Origin of the sequence: Oligella sp. HMSC05A10, from assembly GCF_001808335.1 — a bacterium.
Lineage (GTDB): Bacteria > Pseudomonadota > Gammaproteobacteria > Burkholderiales > Burkholderiaceae_B > Oligella > Oligella urethralis.
Map to the genome: position 1 here is coordinate 115,406 of NZ_KV792844.1, position 20,498 is coordinate 135,903.

The 20,498-nt window shown below is 48.3% G+C and carries 17 protein-coding genes and 1 riboswitch; of the genes, 9 read left to right on the forward strand and 8 right to left on the reverse strand.

What is annotated here, in order from left to right:
• Window positions 1–13: 13 nt before the first annotated feature.
• The 6 genes from HMPREF3144_RS00545 (at window position 14) to HMPREF3144_RS00570 (ending at window position 4,234) form a co-directional block, all read left to right on the forward strand.
• A complete protein-coding gene (locus tag HMPREF3144_RS00545; RefSeq protein WP_070475651.1) occupies window positions 14–580 on the forward strand; it encodes a YraN family protein in 567 nt (188 codons plus the stop codon).
• A gap of 93 nt (window positions 581–673) precedes the next feature.
• Window positions 674–1,261, forward strand: a complete 588-nt coding sequence (locus tag HMPREF3144_RS00550; protein ID WP_070475655.1) for a phosphoheptose isomerase — start codon at window positions 674–676, stop codon at window positions 1,259–1,261.
• Window positions 1,262–1,264: 3 nt separating this feature from the next.
• On the forward strand, window positions 1,265–1,999 hold the full coding sequence (locus tag HMPREF3144_RS00555) for a BON domain-containing protein (protein WP_070475657.1): 735 nt from the start codon (window positions 1,265–1,267) through the stop codon (window positions 1,997–1,999).
• 31 nt (window positions 2,000–2,030) lie between these two features.
• The gene (locus HMPREF3144_RS00560; RefSeq protein ID WP_070469965.1) at window positions 2,031–2,534 is read left to right on the forward strand and encodes a peroxiredoxin family protein; all 504 of its coding nucleotides are present in this window, start codon (window positions 2,031–2,033) and stop codon (window positions 2,532–2,534) included.
• Window positions 2,535–2,571: 37 nt separating this feature from the next.
• The gene (argB, locus tag HMPREF3144_RS00565) at window positions 2,572–3,459 is read left to right on the forward strand and encodes an acetylglutamate kinase (RefSeq protein WP_018025920.1); all 888 of its coding nucleotides are present in this window, start codon (window positions 2,572–2,574) and stop codon (window positions 3,457–3,459) included.
• Window positions 3,460–3,475: 16 nt separating this feature from the next.
• Window positions 3,476–4,234 (forward strand): HAD-IA family hydrolase, encoded by a 759-nt coding sequence (locus HMPREF3144_RS00570; protein ID WP_070475660.1) that lies wholly within the window; start codon window positions 3,476–3,478, stop codon window positions 4,232–4,234.
• Here the strand turns inward: HMPREF3144_RS00570 and HMPREF3144_RS00575 are convergent.
• The 3 genes from HMPREF3144_RS00575 to HMPREF3144_RS00585 all read right to left on the reverse strand — a co-directional run bounded on the left by HMPREF3144_RS00575 (window position 4,221) and on the right by HMPREF3144_RS00585 (window position 7,465).
• Window positions 4,221–4,937 carry a DsbC family protein gene (locus HMPREF3144_RS00575; RefSeq protein WP_036559414.1) on the reverse strand — a complete coding sequence of 239 codons (717 nt, stop codon included), beginning with the start codon at window positions 4,935–4,937 and terminating at the stop codon, window positions 4,221–4,223. The two genes, HMPREF3144_RS00570 and HMPREF3144_RS00575, sit on opposite strands and share 14 nt — an antisense overlap.
• A 72-nt stretch (window positions 4,938–5,009) precedes the next feature.
• On the reverse strand, window positions 5,010–6,185 hold the full coding sequence (locus tag HMPREF3144_RS00580; RefSeq protein WP_070475714.1) for an FAD-dependent monooxygenase: 1,176 nt from the start codon (window positions 6,183–6,185) through the stop codon (window positions 5,010–5,012).
• 14 nt (window positions 6,186–6,199) lie between these two features.
• On the reverse strand, window positions 6,200–7,465 hold the full coding sequence (locus HMPREF3144_RS00585; protein ID WP_036559416.1) for a murein transglycosylase A: 1,266 nt from the start codon (window positions 7,463–7,465) through the stop codon (window positions 6,200–6,202).
• 224 nt (window positions 7,466–7,689) lie between these two features.
• Between HMPREF3144_RS00585 and acnD the strand changes: the two genes are divergently transcribed.
• Complete coding sequence (gene acnD / locus HMPREF3144_RS00590) at window positions 7,690–10,299, forward strand: Fe/S-dependent 2-methylisocitrate dehydratase AcnD (RefSeq protein WP_070475663.1); 2,610 nt, start codon at window positions 7,690–7,692, stop codon at window positions 10,297–10,299.
• Between the two features lie 109 nt (window positions 10,300–10,408).
• On the opposite strand, the gene alkB is transcribed toward acnD, so the two are convergent.
• The gene (alkB, locus tag HMPREF3144_RS00595; RefSeq protein WP_018025926.1) at window positions 10,409–11,080 is read right to left on the reverse strand and encodes a DNA oxidative demethylase AlkB; all 672 of its coding nucleotides are present in this window, start codon (window positions 11,078–11,080) and stop codon (window positions 10,409–10,411) included.
• 186 nt (window positions 11,081–11,266) lie between these two features.
• Window positions 11,267–11,431, reverse strand: a complete 165-nt coding sequence (locus HMPREF3144_RS11630; RefSeq protein WP_168163044.1) for a hypothetical protein — start codon at window positions 11,429–11,431, stop codon at window positions 11,267–11,269.
• A 330-nt stretch (window positions 11,432–11,761) separates the two neighbouring features.
• Window positions 11,762–11,854: riboswitch (TPP riboswitch) on the forward strand.
• A gap of 102 nt (window positions 11,855–11,956) precedes the next feature.
• Between HMPREF3144_RS11630 and thiC the strand changes: the two genes are divergently transcribed.
• A complete protein-coding gene (gene thiC, locus HMPREF3144_RS00600; protein ID WP_070475667.1) occupies window positions 11,957–13,831 on the forward strand; it encodes a phosphomethylpyrimidine synthase ThiC in 1,875 nt (624 codons plus the stop codon).
• 169 nt (window positions 13,832–14,000) lie between these two features.
• Window positions 14,001–14,915 (forward strand): polyphosphate kinase 2, encoded by a 915-nt coding sequence (ppk2, locus tag HMPREF3144_RS00605; RefSeq protein WP_018025929.1) that lies wholly within the window; start codon window positions 14,001–14,003, stop codon window positions 14,913–14,915.
• A gap of 56 nt (window positions 14,916–14,971) precedes the next feature.
• Here ppk2 and epsC read toward each other — a convergent pair whose 3' ends face one another.
• From epsC to HMPREF3144_RS00620, 3 genes are read right to left on the reverse strand one after another with little or no spacing between them, the layout of a single operon-like run.
• On the reverse strand, window positions 14,972–15,889 hold the full coding sequence (epsC, locus tag HMPREF3144_RS00610; RefSeq protein ID WP_070475671.1) for a serine O-acetyltransferase EpsC: 918 nt from the start codon (window positions 15,887–15,889) through the stop codon (window positions 14,972–14,974).
• Between the two features lie 57 nt (window positions 15,890–15,946).
• Complete coding sequence (locus HMPREF3144_RS00615; protein ID WP_070475673.1) at window positions 15,947–17,365, reverse strand: efflux transporter outer membrane subunit; 1,419 nt, start codon at window positions 17,363–17,365, stop codon at window positions 15,947–15,949.
• The gene (locus HMPREF3144_RS00620; protein ID WP_070475676.1) at window positions 17,362–20,496 is read right to left on the reverse strand and encodes an efflux RND transporter permease subunit; all 3,135 of its coding nucleotides are present in this window, start codon (window positions 20,494–20,496) and stop codon (window positions 17,362–17,364) included. The genes HMPREF3144_RS00615 and HMPREF3144_RS00620 overlap by 4 nt, the downstream gene beginning before the upstream one ends.
• Window positions 20,497–20,498: the final 2 nt, after the last annotated feature.

Genomic DNA, 20,498 nt, shown 5'->3' on the forward strand with positions numbered 1-20,498 from the left:
AAAGGGGTCGTTTATGGAGCACGCTGAGACTAAAATCAATTGCCATGAGAGCACAATTAAGAATCACATGCAGCACCAGCCCGCAGAGCAAGCGCTGGTGTTTAAACTGGCGTCCGCAGCGCCTTTAAAAAGGCCCTATGGTTACTATGGGCGCCATCGTATCAAAGCAAAAAGACGCCCGCAAAAGCACAAGCAGCCAAGCACACAAAGCAAGCTCTCAGCCACACAAGCGCAGGGACAACGGTATGAAGCCTTAGCGATTGATTTTTTAAAAGCCCAAGGCCTGTTACTGCTTGCTAAAAACCTACGTTGCAAGATGGGTGAGATTGACTGCCTGATGCTGGACGCTCAAACGCTAGTCTTTGTCGAGATTAGACAACGCAGCTATGCCTACTATGGTGGGGCGGCAGCCAGCATTAATCCGCAAAAGCAAGAGCGCATCAAGCTCGCCGCAAATTACTTTTTACCCCAAATCTGTCATCGTCTAGGTCTAAAGCAAATACCTTACTGCCGCTTTGATAGTGTGACTTTTGATGGTAAAAAGCAGGATATGCAATGGTTGAAAAATGCCTTCTCATAAAATGACCGTCCAACGTCAGATCGACCTGAGTCTCATTCAACTTTAGGCTATGATAGTAGTCTACGTTTTGAATCCATCACGAGAACCTTTGAAATGAGCATCTTAAATCGTATTGAGCAACACTTCCAGGATCATGCCGCCCTGATCCAAAAAAGTCTAGACGTGCTTGCTGAGCCTTTACAACAAGGGATTGATTTATTATTTAATACCATTAGCAATAATGGCAAGGTGCTCGCTTGTGGCAATGGCGGCTCGGCAGCCGATGCACAGCATTTTATTGCCGAATTAGTGGGTCGCTTTGAGCGTGAGCGCTTTCCTTTAGCTGGGGTAGCACTTAATACGGACACCTCAATTATGACCGCCGTGGGTAATGACTACGGTTTCGATCAGGTGTTTGAACGCCAAGTGCGTGCTTTGGCACAACCCGCCGACTTATTGGTGGCAATTTCCACTAGCGGCAACTCCACCAATGTCATTCGTGCGATTGATGCGGCCAAGGAGTATGATATTCCAATCATTGCCTTAACCGGTCGCAATGGTGGAACTATCGGGCAGATGTTAACATCTAATGATGTTCATCTTTGTGTACCTCACGAGCGCACGATGCGAATTCAGGAAGTGCATATTTTACTATTACACATTTTATGTGATGGTCTAGATGCGGCCATACTTGGAGACTAGTCGATGCTATCTACTTCTTTTGCACCTAGCAATAAAACCAAATTCTCACTGCTCAAGTCTCGCCAATTCCTCATGGTAGGTATGGTTGCCGCCAGCACGCTGTTATCAGCTTGCGTGCCATTGATGGTGGGGGGCTTAGCCACTGGCGTAGCAACCGTGGTCAGTGACCGTCGTCCCCCGAGCATGCAGGCCAATGACAAGAAAATCAGTCTCTATGCTGAACAAAAAGCTGGCGGCGCAGTGCCTGCCAATACCTCCCGTATTAATGCCATGACCTTCAATCAACGTGTCTTATTGACTGGTGAGGTGGCTAGCGAAGAGCATAAACGCTTGGCCGAGCAAGAGGTTCGGGAAATTGATGACGTTAATGAGGTGGTAAATCAGCTCCGCATCGGTCCAGTCGCTGATTTTTCAACCCGCAGTAATGACACCTGGATTAGCACCAAGGTTAAGACCGATTTATTAGCAACCTCTGGCGTGCCTAGCGGTACCATCCTGACCACCACCTCTCAAGGCGTGGTTTATTTGATGGGACAAGTCACTGCACAAGAAGCTGATGCCGCCGCCAACGCCGCTGCTGGTATTGCTGGGGTAAAGGGCGTGGTTAAGGTATTTGATATTGCTTCAAGCACTGACAAGGTATCTTCTACGCCACCAAAAACTAACCCTAGCAATGCCAATACAAGCAGCAACCCTGCTACCAGTGGCGGTACACAAACCTTTCCTTTAACTAATTAAGATGATTTGAAATTCAACAGGGTCTGATTAGATGAAGAAAAATTTTGTACTCCTTATCGTTGTTGCCGTCATCGCTATTCTAGGTGCAGTGGTTTATAACACGGTTTTTAGTAGCAAGGCCGTCCCCGAAGTCACGCTTCACAGTATTGACGGGCGTCAATTCACAACCCATGATTTGCAGGGCAAGGTGACCATGTATAAATTTTGGGCCACCGACTGTGTGACCTGCATGCGTCAAATGCCTGATACGGTAGCACATTATGCTAAGTACAAGGATCAAGGCTATGAGACGGTTGCAGTCGCCATGAAGCACGACAGCGTTGCGGCCATTAATCGCTTAGTACAAGAACGCGGGTATGAGTTCACCATTGTGCATGACGCGGATGGTTCCATTGCCAAGGCCTTTGGTGATGTGCGCTTTACCCCAGTGGCTTTTTTAGTTGATCGCAAAGGCAAAGTGATTAAAAGCTTTATCGGCAACTACGATAAAAACCAATTTATTGAAGCGCTCGAAAAAGCCCTTGCACACAGCTGATAAACCCTTTACACAACCCCTTTTATAAGAGCTAACCATGACTGAGACAGCTATCACGCCTGCCATTAAAGCGGAGATTATCTCCGAAGCCATGCCCTATATTCGTCGTTTTCATGGCAAAACCATCGTTATTAAGTTCGGCGGCAATGCCATGGTGGACGAGCATTTACAAAAAACCTTTGCGCATGATGTGGCTCTACTAAAATTAATCGGCTTAAACCCGATCGTGGTTCATGGTGGCGGCCCCCAAATTGACCAAGCCCTTAAGCGTTTAGGCAAGGAGGGTACTTTCCTCCAAGGAATGCGCGTCACCGATGCCGAAACCATGGAAGTGGTTGAGTGGGTATTAGGGGGTCAGGTGCAGCAGGATATTGTAATGATGATCAATCAGGCGGGCGGTAAGGCCGTCGGTTTGACGGGTAAGGATGGCGGGCTGATTAAGGCCAGAAAAAAGCTAATGGACAATGCCGAGAATCCAGACCAACCATTGGATATCGGTTATGTAGGGGAGATTCAATCCATTGATCCAGCGGTGATTAAGGCCTTACAAAACGATCAGTTTATTCCTGTGATTAGCCCTATTGGCTTTAATGAGGAGGATAATGCGGTCTACAACATTAATGCCGACTTAGTAGCCGGTCGTTTGGCGCAAGTATTGATGGCTGAAAAGCTAGTGCTATTAACCAATATCCCCGGTGTGCTCGACAAGGATAAAAATCTCTTACGCCGTCTTAATACGAAGAGCATCAATGACTTAGCAGAAGACGGTACGATTTCTGGTGGTATGCTACCGAAACTGGCCGGTGCGCTTGAAGCAGCGAATGCTGGGGTCAATTCGGTCCACATTATTGATGGTCGTGTACCGCACAGCTTATTGCTCGAAATTCTGACCAATGACGGTGTAGGCACCATGATCACGGTCTAAGCAAGCAACGGACCGCATGCTTCGGACTCGTTTTATTCATCCCTTGAGGGCCAAAAGCCATCGCTATCGCGCGCAGACATCACCCGCTGCGCGCGTCTGGTTTTTTGACCTAGATAACACCATCCATGACGCTTCCCATGCCATTTTTGAGCAGATTAGCCTCGGTATGGTGAAGGCAGTGATGCAGCATTTGCACATTGATGCCGTTGCCGCCAAGCAGCTTTGTGAACGATATTGGCAACGCTATGGTGCCACCATGATTGGTATGCATAAGCACCATCAATTGGATCCCGAGCAGTTTTTACTAGATTCACATAACTTTGAAGTGGCGCAATACATGCGCTTTGAGCATCATTTAGCCACCCTGCTAGATGCGGTGCCCGGCACGAAGTATGTTTTAACCAATGCACCTGTACATTATGCCGTGCAAGTGTTAGAGGGCTTGAATATCATCCAATGCTTTGCTGGTATCTGTGCGATTAATCATATGCGGGTGCTGGGTGAATACAAGCCGAAGCCCTCGCCCGCACTATTACGACAACTACAAGCCAGTTTAGACCTAAAGCCGCAGCAATGTGTGTTGGTTGAGGATACGCTCAGCAACCTCAAATCCGCCAAAAAAGAGGGATGGCAAACTGTTTATATTTACCACCCCGGCACGCCCTTTGGTCCTCAACACATTATTCGACCGAGCTATGTCGATCTGCGTGTGCGCTCCCTAGCTGCGCTCCTAAGGCACCCCTTTGCACATCAAAAAAAAGCTACTCTACTTTAGCCTGCATGGTTTGGCGCATACGCTCTGCATCGGCAAAACCGTTAATCCGTTTGCCATTATCAAAAAAGATCGCTGGTGTCCCTGCGACATTTGAATGCTGCATCAGGGCTAGTACCTCGTTAATCGGTAGCTCACATCTGTCCTGCTTTTTAGGACTGATATTTTTAGCCATCCAATCTTTCCAGGTTTGTACCGGATCCTTGGCACATAAGATATTCTCTGTCTTAGTAAATGAGTCAGGGCTTAAGATTGGCGTCACAAAGGTATAGACTGTCACATCCATTTGCTCAAACTCTGCTTGTAGCCTTTTACACCAAGGGCAATTCGGATCTTCAAAGGTCACTAAACGGTTTTTACCATCGCCATAAACCATTTTAAGTGCTTTATCTAGCGGCAAGCTGTCAATATCAACACGATTCATCTCCTCCAACGCCAATTCGGTGAGATTAGTATTCTTCTCCAAATCGTAAAGCTGACCGCCGAAAATCACAAACTGTCTAGCTGCATCGGTATACACCACCGAACCCTGCACACGCACCTCGTAAAGATTATCAAAGGGCGTTTTTCTAACCTCGGTGACAGGCTGCTGAAGACGCTTTGTAAGACCCTCCTTAATCGACTCCTCAACACTTGTTGCCATAACAGTCTGTGAGGCTAGTAGCGCAAAAGCTGCCACACCACAATAGCTAATTTGCTTCAACATTGACCTAACTTGATTTAACACCATAATTCCTTTCCAATGACTGATTCACTCTATGATTACGATCTAAAAGCCTTAGTTCCCAGCAGCTGCGCGCACAAAGTACTTTTTCAATGGCGCAATCCTATCCACCAGTGATAAGCCGGTATTGCGCAACATCGCAAGTGCTGGTGAATTAAGGGCAAAGAGACGATATAAGCCATCCGTTGCAAAGCGCATATTAAAAATCGCCTCGGCTCGTTGATGCTTATAACGCTGCAATAAACGCATATCGTTTAAATCACGCATGGACTCACGCTCAATTAATACCTTACATAGCGTCTCCACGTCCCCTAAACCCAGATTTAAGCCCTGACCTGCCAAGGGGTGAACCCGGTGAGCGGCATCCCCCACGAGTGCCACGCCAGGACCCACCATAGCCGAACTCTCTAAGGTCAATGGAAAGCCATACATGGGACTACGTAATTGAATCTCACCTAAACGCTGACCTGCGATGGCCTGTAAGGCTGGCGGTAGACGTTGCGCCAGCTCCTCAGCTGACATCGCCAAATACTTATCAGCAATCGCCTGACGGGCCGACCACACCATCGAGACCTGATGACCATCAGCGGTATCCGGCAAGGGCAAAAAGGCCAACACACCACTGCCATCAAACCACTGAATGGCAGTATTAAGATGTGGTTTTTCTACGTTCAATTGCGCCACTAAACCGGTATCGCCATAGGCTTTGAACTCATGCCGGATAGCACAAATCTCACGCACGGTGGAACGAGCACCATCTGCCCCTATCAGTAGCTTAGTCTGCAACAACTGACCGGATGCACAAAGCACCTCGCCCTGCCATTGCTCATAGCCCTGAATCCTATCCTCTATCCAAGGCACACCGTAAACCTTAAGCGCATTAAACAGGGCCTGTTCAATTTCGCCTGACTCAACAATATAAGCCAGCTCGCTCATCTGTGACTGCTGTGCGTCCAACACAATCACCCCGTCCAGATCCCCGTGAACCTCCATCTGACGCACTGGATTGCGACGCTCAGACGGCATCATCTGCCACACGCCCAGGCTTTCAAGAAACTGCTGGCTGGCAAGTGATATCGCGTAAATCCGCGGGTGATACTGCTCACCCAAACTATGCTTAGGCTGTACTTTAGGGGCTAAAATAGCGACCTTAAATTGATTTTTTGCTAATTGCAAAGCGGCTGCCATACCGGCAATGCCGGCACCACAGACCACCACCTCGTAACTCATGCTCTGACTCCCGCTCATCTTGCGTTAGGCTCCCCCATGCCAACCGGCCATAAGACCCACACCTGCGTATCCTGCTTCATACGGCCGGCCTGCTCACCTGCCGCATCACCACTACCCCAGAAAAAATCCACCCGAGCAGCGCCCTTAATCGCACTACCGGTATCCTGCGCAAACACGACTTTTTCTAAAGGCGCATTAGATGCTGGATAGGTGGTGGCTAAATACAGTGGGCTGCCCAATGGCACATAGTCTGGGTCCACCGCAACGGTTCTTTGAGCTACCAAGGGGATGCCATATGCGCCCTTTGGCCCTGCAATACTGTCTTGAATCGCCTCTTCTCTGAAAAAGACCATGGCTTCGTTAACATTTAGCATTTCATCAACCCGATGCGGGTTTTGCTGCGCCCAGGCTTTGATATTTTGCATGGAAGTCTGAGCCAGCGGTAATTCGCCTTGGTCGGCTAACCAACGACCAATGGAGGTATAAGGACGACCATTATGATCAGCGTAGGCTAAGCGAATTGAACGACCATTATCCAATTGCACGCGACCAGATCCCTGAACCTGCAGAAAAAAGGCCTCCACCGGATCGTTTAACCAAGCAATCACTGGTGGTTTATCAGCACGAGCGGCAATTTGTGCTCGGCTATCATAAGGCACGACCTTATTGCCCTCAACCTTGCCGCGTACACGCTTACCAGCCAACTCAGGATAGACGCCTGCTAAATCAATAGTTAATAAATCCTTAGGCACTGCGTACATTGGCCATTGATTTTGACCGCCACGTGATTTGGAGCCATGTACGATGGGCTCATAATAACCAGTCGCCATGCCACGCCCAACGAGAGCCCAAGGCTGCAAATGCTGTTCTAAGAAAAACTTCATCGCACCAAGCTCAGGCGTTTCACCATGTTCACGGCTAAACTCTGCCACATCACGACAGAATGGCTGCCAATCCTGGGGTGTTGCCCGCGCTGGAATCGTCAACGAGCCTGACACTGGACGCATCAGACCGCGACAGTTATTAATCAGCGTAATCCACAGATGCTCGCCATTATCCTCGGACCAGCCGGGTAAATCATGCCATTGTGCCGGTCGATACTGCCCCTGCAAGGCCCGCGGTGCCGTTTGCGCAAAACTTGACAATGCCGGCACCTGTAAAGGCGCATGCATATCAAACGCCACCGACTCCACCTCAGCCGAATAATCTGAAGAAGTACTACAAGACAACAGAGCTAGACCAACGAGCCCGGCGATAAGCGATAGAGATAACTTCTTCATATAAAAAACCTTTAAATCAACTCTATTAAGAATGAAATGAATATAATATGTTTAGTCTTATGTCTTATATAAGACTTTATTCTGCTTATATAAGATTTATTTTTGCCAATTGCTTAAAATCAATCGGGTATTAGTGTAAGATTTTCATCATAACATTATGATGCACTAGGCTAAATACGCCTATCAAATCTTTGGAAATATTATTAAACCTCTGAGGATATCAAATGACCCAATCTGCTTTCAAAAAAACGCTAGCAGGTCGTTCGCTGCATTACTACGATGCGCGTGCCGCCGTTGAAGCGATTCGCCCCGGTGCTTATGATAAGCTGCCCTACTCTTCACGTGTATTAGCTGAGAACTTAGTTCGTAAAGCTGACGGTCAAACAGACCAAGAGACCTTAAACACCTGGTTAACTCAGTTAACTGACAGAAAGCGTGAGGTGGACTTCCCATGGTTCCCTGCACGTGTGGTCTGTCATGATATTTTAGGTCAAACGGCTCTCGTCGACTTAGCTGGTCTACGTGACGCCATTGCCGACAAGGGTGGTGACCCCGCCAAAATCAATCCAGTCGTACCAACCCAGCTGATTGTCGATCACTCCCTAGCGGTAGAGTACGGCGGCTACGATCCTGACGCTTTCGAGAAAAACCGCGCCATTGAGGATCGTCGCAACGATGACCGTTTCCACTTTATTAATTGGAGCAAAACCGCCTTTGAAAACGTCGATGTGATTCCGCCGGGCAATGGTATTCTCCACCAGATTAACTTAGAGCATATGTCACCGGTGATTGAGGTGCGCGATGGCGTTGCCTTCCCGGACACCTTAGTCGGCACTGACAGTCACACCCCGATGGTGGATGCACTTGGTGTAATCGCTATCGGTGTTGGCGGTCTTGAGGCCGAAACGGTGATGCTCGGACGTGCCTCCTGGATGCGCTTACCGGATATTGTCGGTGTCAAGCTAAGTGGCAAACCGGGTGTAGGCATCACCGCCACTGATATTGTCTTAGCCTTAACTAAGTTCCTCCGTGATGCTAAAGTGGTTTCTGCCTATCTTGAGTTCTTCGGTGAGGGTACTGCCAACCTCAGCCTCGGTGATCGTGCCACCATTGCTAATATGGCGCCTGAATACGGTGCGACGGCAGCCATGTTCTATATCGATGATAAAACTATCGACTACTTAAAGCTAACCGGTCGCGAGCCAGAGCAAGTCGAGCTTGTGGAGCAATACGCTAAAACCACCGGTCTTTGGGCTGATGCACTAAAGACCGCTGAGTACGAACGTGTTCTTGAATTTGATTTATCTACGGTTGAGCGTACCTTAGCCGGTCCGTCGAACCCACACAATTTATTACCTGTGAGTGAGTTGGGGAATCGTGGTCTGCTAGGTGACTACGAGAGCAAAGACGGCAAAATGCCAGATGGCGCCGTGATTATTGCAGCCATTACCAGTTGCACCAATACGAATAACCCCCGTAACGTCATTGCCGCCGCCCTCTTAGCACGCAATGCCAACCGTTTGGGTCTGTTACGCAAGCCGTGGGTTAAAAGCTCATTTGCCCCTGGCTCTAAAGCCGTTGCGCTGTATCTTGAAGAAGCAGGGCTGATGCCTGAGTTAGAAAAGCTCGGTTTTGGTGTGGTTGCCTTTGCCTGTACCACGTGTAACGGTATGTCCGGCGCCTTAGATCCTAAGATCCAAGAGGAAATTATCGAGCGTGATCTATACTCGGTTGCCGTGCTTTCTGGTAACCGTAACTTTGACGGTCGAATTCACCCTTATGCTAAACAAGCGTTTCTCGCCTCACCACCTTTAGTAGTCGCCTATGCGATTGCGGGTAGCATCCGTTTTGATATTGAAAAGGATCCACTCGGCTTTGACCAGGACGGCAATCCGATCACGCTTAAGGATATTTGGCCAAGCGACGAAGAAATCGACGCCCTCCAAAAGCAAGCGGTGAAACCTGAGCAATATCGTAAGGTGTATATCCCTATGTTTGCCAAGGACGAGACCACGCAAAAAGCGGATAGCCCACTTTATAACTGGCGTCCTATGTCTACTTATATCCGTCGCCCTCCTTATTGGGAAGGCGCCTTAGCGGGTGAGCGTAGTCTCAAAGGCATGGTGCCTTTAGCGGTCTTGGGTGATAACATCACCACTGACCACTTATCACCATCCAATGCCATCCTACCTAGTAGTGCTGCTGGTGAGTACCTCGCCAAGATGGGTCTACCTGAGGAGGACTTTAACTCCTATGCGACGCACCGTGGCGATCACTTAACAGCCCAACGCGCCACCTTTGCTAACCCTAAATTGTTTAACGAAATGGTTCGCAATGAAGACGGCTCTGTTAAGCAGGGTTCACTCGCTCGCATTGAGCCCGAGGGCAAAGTCACTCGCATGTGGGAAGCCATTGAAACCTATATGGCGCGCGAGCAGCCGCTGATTATTATCGCTGGCGCCGACTACGGTCAGGGTTCGTCGCGTGACTGGGCTGCCAAAGGCGTACGCTTAGCCGGTGTGCAGGCCATCGTCGCTGAAGGCTTTGAGCGCATTCACCGCACCAACCTAGTCGGTATGGGTGTGTTACCACTACAGTTCAAAGAGGGTGTTAACCGTAACACGCTAGAAATTGATGGTACCGAGACCTACGACGTGATTGGCACACCTGCCCCAGGTTGTGATCTAACGCTACGCCTACACCGCCGTAATGGCGAAACGGTGGATGTACCAGTGACTTGCCGCTTAGACACGGCCGAAGAAGTGAGTATCTACCAAGCTGGCGGCGTATTACAGCGCTTTGCACAAGACTTCCTTGAGGCTGCAGACGCCTAATATAGACTCACTAGTTGCGCTTTAATAGGCATTGAGCTCGGGTTCCGATCCGGGCTCAACTTTTTATAAACTAGATGTATTCCTCAGCCTGGTGCGTATTGAGCGCAACTTAACGGGCTTTTCTAAAGGTCAAATTAATACGATGTGCACCCAACACGGGATGCTCCGCTTCCTTAAGTGGCATCACACCATGGTAACGCAATCTATCCACACCACCCCAGATCACTACATCACCATGAAATAAGGCATGCTTATCCACTTTATCGCTGCGCTCATGCCCTCCGAAAAGAAACACAGCCGGTAGGCCCAAAGACACGGAAACAATGGGCTGATTAAAATCGCGCTCATTTTTATCCTGATGCAATGACATTTTACTGCCTGGTCGATAGCGATTAATTAAACAGGCATTCGCAGCAAACCCCGCATAACCCACCGTCGCTGCAGCATCGTACGCCAACTTAAGAAATAACGCTGGCATACTAGGCCAAGGCTTAGCACTTAGGGGATCGAGCTGCACATAACGATAGCCTTGCTCATCACTTAACCAACCCCACTCCCCACAATTCGTCATTTCCACCGACATACGATGACCACCTGCGGTCTGCATCTGCCGAAAAGCTGCGACTTCAGTAATACGCTCTAACCTTGCGATGATCGGTGCCACCTTAGGCAAGGCAAAGCCACGCAGAATAAAGCTAGCGGCACCAATTTGCTCGCAGCTGTCTGAAGCACCATGCCTAAAAAATTCATCCTCATCAAACAAAAAGCCTTGCTGTGCCAATGCTACTTATCCTTTACCTTCAATGATCTTGTGCGTTTATCCTATGGCTGCCCAAAGGGTACTCACGCGATAAAAACGTGCCGAACAAAAAGCGCCATCAGTCCTAAGACTAACAGCGCTTTTGAAGATACTGCTAAAAATTTAAAAAAGCGTGATCAACGCATAATAACGTGACTAGTTAATCAATTAAGCCGGTTCATTTTGAATTTTACGTTGTTCCAGCATTTGCATCAACGCCTCTACGCTTGCTGCATGCTCGGAAGCTTGCTCTGCTTCCTGCTTTAGATCCTTAAGAGATTCATCGTGAGTCATTGGTGCAAATTCTTCACGGAGACGAGTTAATAATTTCATAGTATGCTCCTAATGTTTTAATAATTATTACTATTTGCTTTGTCGCTCTGCCGAGCTCATTTGATACAGTCCAAACATGAATTAAGTATGATGTCAGACGATATAGTAACGAGATAATATGACAATAGCATGAAAGCTTCATGCCAAATAATCATGGACTTAGCGTGCTTTATTGTGATGATTTATCAGCTGCTAGGCAGAGCATTCAGAACGAATTGTTTAGTTAGACTAAGTAAGCGCATTTAAGTTCCAAAGAGTAATTAAAACCAGTATTAACCCCTAATCAGCAGCTAAAGTCTTTATTCTTTTATCAAATAATGTTTTAATGCCACTAACGAACAGGGGTGCTGCAGTTGCGGCTGAGAAATACCCTTTGAACTTGACCCGGTTAGTACCGGCGTAGGGAGTTTGTAGTAAGCACATATTGTGTTTACGTTTCTCTTGTGCTGAGATAGTAGGTTATGCTCACTATCCGCTCCAAGCAAATTCATACCTCTGTTCACCTTTTACCACAACGGAGGCATTATGAATCAACGCGCATCATTAAACAGCACCCAAGCATTGAGCGACTTAAGCGAGGAAATCAGCTTACAGTTTGCCTATCCAAATTCTACTAAACACTATATTCAAGGCAGTCGTGATGATATTCGGGTACCTTTGCGCTTAATTGAACAGGATCCCACGATTACTGCGGCAGGCGAAGAGCTTAACCCACCCATCCCCGTGTATGATACTTCCGGTCCTTATGGCGATAGCGCCCAAGGCATTGACCTTAAAGAGGGCCTACCCAGTATTCGTGAGCGCTGGATTGAGGAAAGAGGAGACACCGAAAAGCTGCCTGGCTTAAGCAGTCAATTCGGTAACGAGCGCTTAGCTGACCCTAAGGCAGCGCATCTACGCTTTAATGTGATCACTCAACCCAGACGCGCCAAAAACGGCAAAAACGTCACGCAAATGCACTATGCTCGCCAAGGGATTATCACCCCTGAAATGGAGTTTGTAGCCTTACGTGAACAATTGATGTTGGATAAATTAATGTCTGATCCCGCTTATAGCAAGCTCTTAAGACAGCATGAGGGATTTGATTACGGCGCCAATTTACCTAAGCGACCAGAAGATATTACGCCGGAGTTTGTTCGCAGTGAAGTCGCTGCCGGTCGCGCCATTATTCCGGCCAATATCAACCACCCAGAATTAGAGCCAATGATTATCGGTCGTAATTTCCGCGTCAAAATCAACGGCAACTTGGGCAATTCCGCTGTCACCTCCTCACTCACCGAAGAAGTCGAAAAAATGGTCTGGTCACTGCGCTGGGGTGCAGATACCATTATGGATCTCTCCACTGGCGCCCATATTCATGAAACGCGTGAATGGATTATTCGTAATGCCCCGGTACCTATCGGCACCGTACCTATTTACCAAGCCTTGGAAAAAGTCGGTGGCATTGCCGAAGACCTAACATGGGATTTATTCCGTGACACCTTAATTGAGCAAGCCGAACAAGGCGTTGATTACTTTACCATTCATGCCGGGGTGCTGCTGCGCTATGTACCGATGACAGCGGATCGAGTCACTGGTATTGTGTCTCGTGGTGGCTCGATTATGGCGAAATGGTGTTTGGCACATCACCAAGAAAACTTCTTGTATACACATTTTGATGAGATCTGTGAAATCATGAAGGCCTACGACGTATCCTTCAGCTTAGGTGATGGCTTGCGTCCGGGTAGTATTGCCGATGCCAATGACCAAGCACAATTCAGTGAACTTTATACCTTGGGTGAGCTGACTGCCAAAGCCTGGGAGCATGATGCACAGGTCATGATCGAGGGTCCGGGCCACGTACCAATGCAACGTATTCAGGCCAATGTCACCGAGGAGCTCAAGCATTGCTATGAGGCGCCATTCTATACCTTAGGACCACTGGTAACAGATATTGCGCCCGGTTATGATCATATTACCTCTGGTATCGGTGCGACCAATATTGGTTGGTACGGTACTGCCATGCTGTGCTATGTAACACCTAAAGAGCATTTGGGTTTACCTGATAAAGAGGATGTACGTACCGGCATTATTACCTATAAAATTGCCGCCCATGCAGCCGACCTAGCCAAGGGCTGGCCAGGCGCTCAATTGCGTGATAACGCGCTCTCCAAAGCACGTTTTGAGTTCCGCTGGCGGGATCAGTTCCGTTTAAGTCTGGATCCAGAACGCGCTGAGTCCTATCATGACCAAACATTGCCAGCGGAAGGGGCTAAGATCGCGCATTTCTGCTCCATGTGTGGACCGAAATTCTGCTCGATGAAGATTACTCAAGAGGTGCGTGACTATGCTAAAGCGCAAGAGGGTATGCAAGAAAAATCCATTGAGTTTATTAAGCAGGGCAGTAAGATCTATAGCTAGTCACTCGTTTTAATGTCACTATTAACGCCGTGCGAGCTCAATGCTTGTGCGGCGTTTTTTCTATGCTTAAAAGCGATGAATCGTCATATTAGATTCATTATTCAGTGGTAGTATAAATAAAATAAGCAGATATTTTTACCAAAGAAGTCACACACATTAGGTTTATATTATGAGTCAATCTCTATCAGAAAACGCGCGTCGTCTTTACGCTGAAATCATGGATAGCTTTGATGAAGAGCTAGAAATGGAAATTGACGATGAACGTTATCAGGCATTACTGACTGAAGCGGGTCAAACCGTTCACGATGAAGGCATGGATCGTCGTCTATATTTCCGTGAATTGCTCCGCTTACAAGGCGAGTTGGTTAAGTTGCAAGACTGGGTAGTAGAGAAAAAACTCAAAGTGGTGGTGATTTTTGAAGGACGTGATGCCGCCGGCAAGGGTGGTGCCATTAAGCGCATTACTCAGCGTCTAAACCCACGTGTCTGTCGCGTTGCCGCCCTACCCGCACCCAATGATCGCGAACGCACCCAATGGTATTTCCAACGCTACGTATCCCATTTACCTGCTGGTGGCGAAATCGTGCTATTTGACCGCAGCTGGTATAACCGTGCCGGGGTCGAGCGCGTGATGGGCTTCTGTACCGATGAGGAATACGAGGCCTTTTTCCGTGACGTGGGCGAGTTTGAAAAAATGCTGATCCGTAGCGGCATCATCTTAATTAAGTATTGGTTCTCAATTTCCGATGAGGAGCAGCACCGTCGCTTTATGATGCGCATGATCGATCCCTTAAAGCAGTGGAAGCTATCGCCTATGGACCTAGAGTCTCGCCGTCGTTGGGAGGACTATACCAAGGCTAAAGAAATTATGATGGCACGTTCACATATTCCTGAGGCCCCTTGGTGGGTCGTTGAGGGTGATGACAAAAAACGGGCTCGTTTAAACTGCATCTCGCATCTATTGTCGCAAATCCCGTATGCGGATATTGAGCATGATGAAGTAGAGCTGCCCGAGCGCATCCATCATCCTGACTACAAGCGCTTACCCACACCTGACGAGATGCTGGTGCCAGCGATTTACTAAGCTATCGTAACTCGGCCGGGAGTTAACTTAGTGTCTCACGGCCTTTTTATCAACGCTTACAGACTACTTTCACCACAAGGATCGGCTAGGCTAATCACGCTATTTGCCGGCACACTACGGGTCAACCAGACATTACCCCCAATCACCGAGCCTTTGCCAATCACGATACGACCTAAAATCGTCGCCCCCGCATAAATCACCACATCATCCTCAACAATTGGGTGACGATCGAGTCCTTTATGCAAATTACCATGCTCATCGCTAGGGAAGCTCTTGGCACCTAAAGTCACTGCCTGATAAATCCGGACATTATTGCCGATAATAGCGGTTTCACCAATCACTACACCGGTACCGTGGTCAATAAAACAACCAGGGCCGATGGTTGCTCCAGGGTGAATATCAATGCCCGTGTGACTATGAGCCAATTCAGAGATAACCCGAGCGATGATTTTGACATCCAATTTGTATAGCTCATGCGCAATTCGGTGTGACACCATGGCATGCACACCAGGGTAGCAAAGTAACACCTCATCCACACTCGTGGCTGCCGGATCACCTCGGAAAGCGGCGCGCACATCCTGATCCAATAAACCACGAATCTCGGGCAGCGTGGCCGCAAAACGCCGTACAATCTCTACCGCCTGCTCACGGATTTGCTCATGGTCCACCCCATTCTGATGGGACTTTTGTAAAAACTCTAGACGCACCTGTGTCAGTAGTAAATTCAAGGCTTTACCGAGGGTATAACCCACGTAAAAATCCTCACTCTCCTGCACTAAGTCTTCAGGTCCTAGACGCATCGGAAATAAAGCGCCCGTCAGCGAATGCATCGCTTGCGCAATAACTTCGGGTGAAGGCAAGTGTCGACCGCCCTTTTCCTCTAAACGATTTTGCTCAGTACGCCATGCTTGGCGCTGCTCTTTGAGACCGCAGACTACATCATCGATCATAAAATCATGCGGAAAATCATTCATTGAGTCACACTTAAAAAATGGCATAAAAATCCCTCAGTAAAACGATGCCAATGCTGATTAGCGGCTGGCTTGTAGCAGTCGCGGATTTTCCCAACCGCCGCCTAAGGCACGAATTAATTCGACTTGGTTTAATAAACGGCTGGCACGTAGGTTTAATTGACGTATTTCGGCATTATAAGTACTGTTTTGTACCTGGGCAACACTTAGGTAATCGACTAAGCCGGCTTGATATTGATTCATCACAATGCTTAATGATTGACGCGATGCGGCTAGGGCACGCTGCTGCGCCTCCTGCTCACGCTCAAGATTGACCGCTGCGGTTAAGGCATTTTCCACTTCACGCATCGCCTCTAACACCGCTTGTCGGTAAGCTGCCACCTCGCTTTGATACGCTGCTTTGGCTGAATCGACAGCGGCCTGACGCGCACCGCCATCCAAAATACTTAAGACCAATTGCGGTCCGAGTGACCATACGTTGAGCGGCGAACGAATCCAGTCCGAGAAATGTGTTGCCTGGTAGCTGCCGTTAGCGGATAAATTTAAGCGCGGCAACCATGCCGACTGCGCCACCCCAATCTTGGCGTTGGCAGCTGCAACTCGACGTTCAGCAGCTGCTACATCGGGTCGCGCCCGTAACAGCTCAGCTGGAATACCTACCGGCACCGAAATCATTTCGGGTAAATCATCCACCCTTTCAGCGATATGGAAACTGGAAGGCATTTGCCCCACCAACACAGCAATCGTATTTTCATAGTGACGACGGTTGGTTTCAACAGCAATCGCATCGGCGCGTGCATTTTCTAATTGTGCCTCTGCCTGCACCACATCTGCATAAGCAACCACGCCCTGCTCATAACGATTACGGGTAATCGTTAAAGATTGCTCATAAGCTTGAATAATCTTACGCAGTAACTCACGCTCTAAATCGGTGCGACGTAGCTGGAAGTAGCTCTCCAGTAGCTGCACTTGCATGCTTAAACGAGCATCAGCTAAGGCAATCTCTGCCTCCTCTTCGGAAGCGGTGCTTGACTCTACCGAACGCCTAATACTACCCCAAAGATCGGCTTCCCAGGACAAATTCGCCCCTAAGGAAAAGCGATTATTCGGGTCTTGCTCCGAACCACCGGCCCGCGTCACTGACGTCGTACTACCGACATTGGGGAACCAATCAGCCGTCGCGCTACGACGTTGAGCAATGGCTGCTTGATAGCGAGCCAACGCTTGCGCAATGCTCTGATTCTCCTGATTCAGCAATAGCATTAATTGATTTAATTCCGCATCCTTAAACAGCGTCCACCAATCACCGCGAATCCAAGCTTGGGTCGCTTTAAGTTCAATCCATTGTGCACTATTGACCGGTGCACCTTTGAAGGCGGATGCGGTAACGACTGCCGGCACCTCATAATCCGGTCCCACCGCACAGCCACTGACCGCACTCAGTGCGACCAGAGCTAGGATTAATCGCTTTAATCTCATGATTTACTCTCAATAACTTGCTGCCGCCTTGATAATTTACGCTTAAGCCGGTTAGCTAAATCATCTAGGTATAAATACACCACCGGGGTACTATAAAGGGTCAAAATTTGGCTCACCACTAAACCACCAATAATGGTTATACCGAGCGGCTGGCGCATTTCCACCCCGGCACCGGTGGCCAAAACTAAAGGCAAAGCGCCAAACAGTGCAGCAAAGGTGGTCATCAGAATCGGTCTAAAACGTACTAAGCAAGCCTCATAAATCACCTGCTCGGAACTGAGATTATCCTCTCTCTGTCGCTGCAAAGCAAAATCGATCATAATAATGGCATTTTTCTTCACAATACCGATCAATAAGAAAAGACCAATCAGAGCAATAATCGTAAACTCCATATTCACCATATTCAGTGCCAATAAGGCACCAAAACCAGCGGACGGTAAGGTGGATAAAATGGTCAAAGGATGAATATAGCTTTCATATAACATCCCAAGCAGCAAATAAAGTAATACAATCACTGCTAATAACATGATGGGTTGCTGTCGTTGCATTTTTTCAAAATCGGCAGCGGTGCCGTCAAAACCTGCTTGCACCAAGCGTGTAGGTAAATTGATTCGGATAAGCGCATCGTTAATCGCTGCGCGCGCCTGCTCCAAGCTCACTCCCTCAGCCAAAGCGAAACTTATCGAATCCGCTAACATCCCGTCCGACTGGTTCACGCGCAATGGCGCATTTGCCATGCTTAGGGTAGTAAAAGAGCTAATTGGGATCGCTCGCCCATCATTGCTCATCACCATCAAATCATCAAGCACAGTGGCATCTCGGGCATAGCGAGCATTTGCCCCCATCACCACATTATATTGATTCAGCTCTTCATAAATCACCGACACTTGACGTGAGGCATAGAGATTAGTTAAGGTGCTCGCCACCAGACGCATATCCACACCGAGCCGCAGCGCCTTTTCCCGATCAATGTGCAACTCCAAACGGCTACCTTTATCCTCAGAGCCCTCAGACACATCGACCAACTCGGGTAATTCAAAAAAGGCTGCACGTACCTTAGCTGTCCATTCTCTAAGTGTAGGCAAATCACCTGCTTTTAATAAAAACTGATAATCACCGCTATCCTGACCACCCAAACCGCCACCACCCGGTATATCCTGTACGGCAAATAAGGACATGCTCGAACCAGGTATATGCGACAGTTTAGTGCGTAATTGATTAATGACTTCTTGAGCCGTCAACTCACGCTCTTCAAAAGGCACCAATTGAATCGTCATAAAACTGCTGGAACTGCCGCCACGACCACCGGCAAAACCACTCACCGTAGCGACATTCGGATCCGCCAAAATAATCCGTCGATACTCATCAAATTTAGGCTTCATCGTTTCAAAGGAGGTGCCCTCATCGACTCTGAACATGCCGCGAATCATACCGGTATCTTGCTGAGGAAAAAAGCCTTTGGGTACCGTCATAAATAGGTGCACATTTAAAATCACCACCAACACCAAGCTAAAAAATGTCACCGCACGCCAGCGTAGACTCCAAGCCAAACTCCACCGATAAAAGCGAAATAGCAACTCATAAGGCTGCTCCAACATGCGTAGTAATCGCCTTGGCTTCTTTGCGGGTGCTGTGGCGTGATGCAGATCCTTGTCCGGACGTAACCAAAGCGCACATAACATGGGCACCAGCGTGAGCGAGACCACGAGTGAGACCAAGACAGCCACCGTCAGCGTCAACGCGAACTCATAAAAGAGCAAACCGATCATCTCGTGAATCAGCAACAGGGGTAGAAAAACGATCACCAGCGACAGGCTCATCGTCACCACAGTAAAAGCGACCTCCTTAGCGCCAGTTAATGCAGCTTCATAAGGCGCCAAGCCCTTTTCCATATGGCGCACAATATTTTCTACCACCACAATTGAGTCGTCCACCACAAAGCCAGTGGCAACTATCAAAGCCATTAAGGAGATCGTATTAAGGGAAAAGCCCAAAAAATACATCACGATAAAAGAACCGAATAAAGAAATCGGCACCGATACCGCCGGAATCATCGTAATTCTAAGCTTTCTTAAAAAAGCCAACACCACCAGCGCCACTAAGATCACCGCCAATACCAAGGTCTTCTCAGCCTCATACAAGGTGGCACGAATACTAGAGGAGCGGTCTTGCGATACATTTAAATCCACTTGCGCTGGCATTAAGGCATTCAGCGCTGGCAATTGCTGCTTTATTGCATCAACGGTTTGAATAATATTGGCCGACTCTTCACGTCGAATAATCAGGTTAATGGCAGGTTGATGATCTAAAAAACCAAAGTTATACTCATTTTCGACGGAATCATAAACATGCGCCACATCCTTTAGGCGCACCGCCTGACCCTCGCGCCAGCGAATAATTAAATCTTGATAGTCTGCGGCTTTATGTAAAATACCATTAGCACTAATAAGCCAACGTAAATTTTTGTTTTCGATAAAGCCGCGCGGCTTAATTTGATTGGATTCGCTGATGGCTCGACTGACCTCATCCAGGGTGATGCCATAGCTAGTCAACTGCATCGGGTTTAAATCTACCCGTACCGCCGGCATGGAACTCCCACCAACACTGACCTCACCGACCCCCTCTACCTGCGCTACTTTTTGTGCAATTACCGTGGTCGCCAAATCATAGAGCTCACCCAAATTATGCGTCTCTGAAGTCAGTGTCAACACCATAATCGGACTAGAAGCAGGATTCATCTTACGATAGGTGGGTGGTGTACGCATATTGCTGGGTAGCAGATGTTGCGCTTTATTAATGGCAGCCTGCACCTCTCTTGCTGCATCGTTCACATCCTTACGCAACTCAAAGAGAATAATAATCTGTGTACTGCCCTCCTGACTGGTGGCGCTTAACACATCCACCCCGGCAATCGATCCTAAGGCACGCTGCAATGGCGTGGCCACGCTACTCGCCATGGTTTCTGGACTAGCGCCAGGCAAGCTCGCACGCACAAAAATCGCCGGCACCGAGAGATTGGGCAATGGCGCGACTGGTAAAGCCAGATAACTGACGATACCGCAAATCGCCACACTAATGGCTAATAATAAGGTGGCAACCGGTCGTTTAATAAACAGCGCTGATAAGTTCATAC

Bases quoted from the DNA above. Each gene is read 5' to 3' on its own strand.
- ppk2 (WP_018025929.1), top strand. From the start codon at position 14,001: ATGAGTCAATCTCTATCAGAAAACGCGCGTCGTCTTTACGCTGAAATC.
- HMPREF3144_RS00550 (WP_070475655.1), top strand. From the start codon at position 674: ATGAGCATCTTAAATCGTATTGAGCAACACTTCCAGGATCATGCCGCC.
- HMPREF3144_RS11630 (WP_168163044.1), bottom strand. From the start codon at position 11,431: ATGAAATTATTAACTCGTCTCCGTGAAGAATTTGCACCAATGACTCAC.
- HMPREF3144_RS00585 (WP_036559416.1), bottom strand. From the start codon at position 7,465: ATGAAGAAGTTATCTCTATCGCTTATCGCCGGGCTCGTTGGTCTAGCT.
- HMPREF3144_RS00545 (WP_070475651.1), top strand. From the start codon at position 14: ATGGAGCACGCTGAGACTAAAATCAATTGCCATGAGAGCACAATTAAG.
- epsC (WP_070475671.1), bottom strand. From the start codon at position 15,889: ATGAATGATTTTCCGCATGATTTTATGATCGATGATGTAGTCTGCGGT.
- HMPREF3144_RS00560 (WP_070469965.1), top strand. From the start codon at position 2,031: ATGAAGAAAAATTTTGTACTCCTTATCGTTGTTGCCGTCATCGCTATT.
- HMPREF3144_RS00555 (WP_070475657.1), top strand. From the start codon at position 1,265: ATGCTATCTACTTCTTTTGCACCTAGCAATAAAACCAAATTCTCACTG.
- thiC (WP_070475667.1), top strand. From the start codon at position 11,957: ATGAATCAACGCGCATCATTAAACAGCACCCAAGCATTGAGCGACTTA.
- HMPREF3144_RS00570 (WP_070475660.1), top strand. From the start codon at position 3,476: ATGCTTCGGACTCGTTTTATTCATCCCTTGAGGGCCAAAAGCCATCGC.
- HMPREF3144_RS00575 (WP_036559414.1), bottom strand. From the start codon at position 4,937: ATGTTGAAGCAAATTAGCTATTGTGGTGTGGCAGCTTTTGCGCTACTA.
- HMPREF3144_RS00615 (WP_070475673.1), bottom strand. From the start codon at position 17,365: ATGAGATTAAAGCGATTAATCCTAGCTCTGGTCGCACTGAGTGCGGTC.
- acnD (WP_070475663.1), top strand. From the start codon at position 7,690: ATGACCCAATCTGCTTTCAAAAAAACGCTAGCAGGTCGTTCGCTGCAT.
- HMPREF3144_RS00620 (WP_070475676.1), bottom strand. From the start codon at position 20,496: ATGAACTTATCAGCGCTGTTTATTAAACGACCGGTTGCCACCTTATTA.
- argB (WP_018025920.1), top strand. From the start codon at position 2,572: ATGACTGAGACAGCTATCACGCCTGCCATTAAAGCGGAGATTATCTCC.
- HMPREF3144_RS00580 (WP_070475714.1), bottom strand. From the start codon at position 6,185: ATGAGTTACGAGGTGGTGGTCTGTGGTGCCGGCATTGCCGGTATGGCA.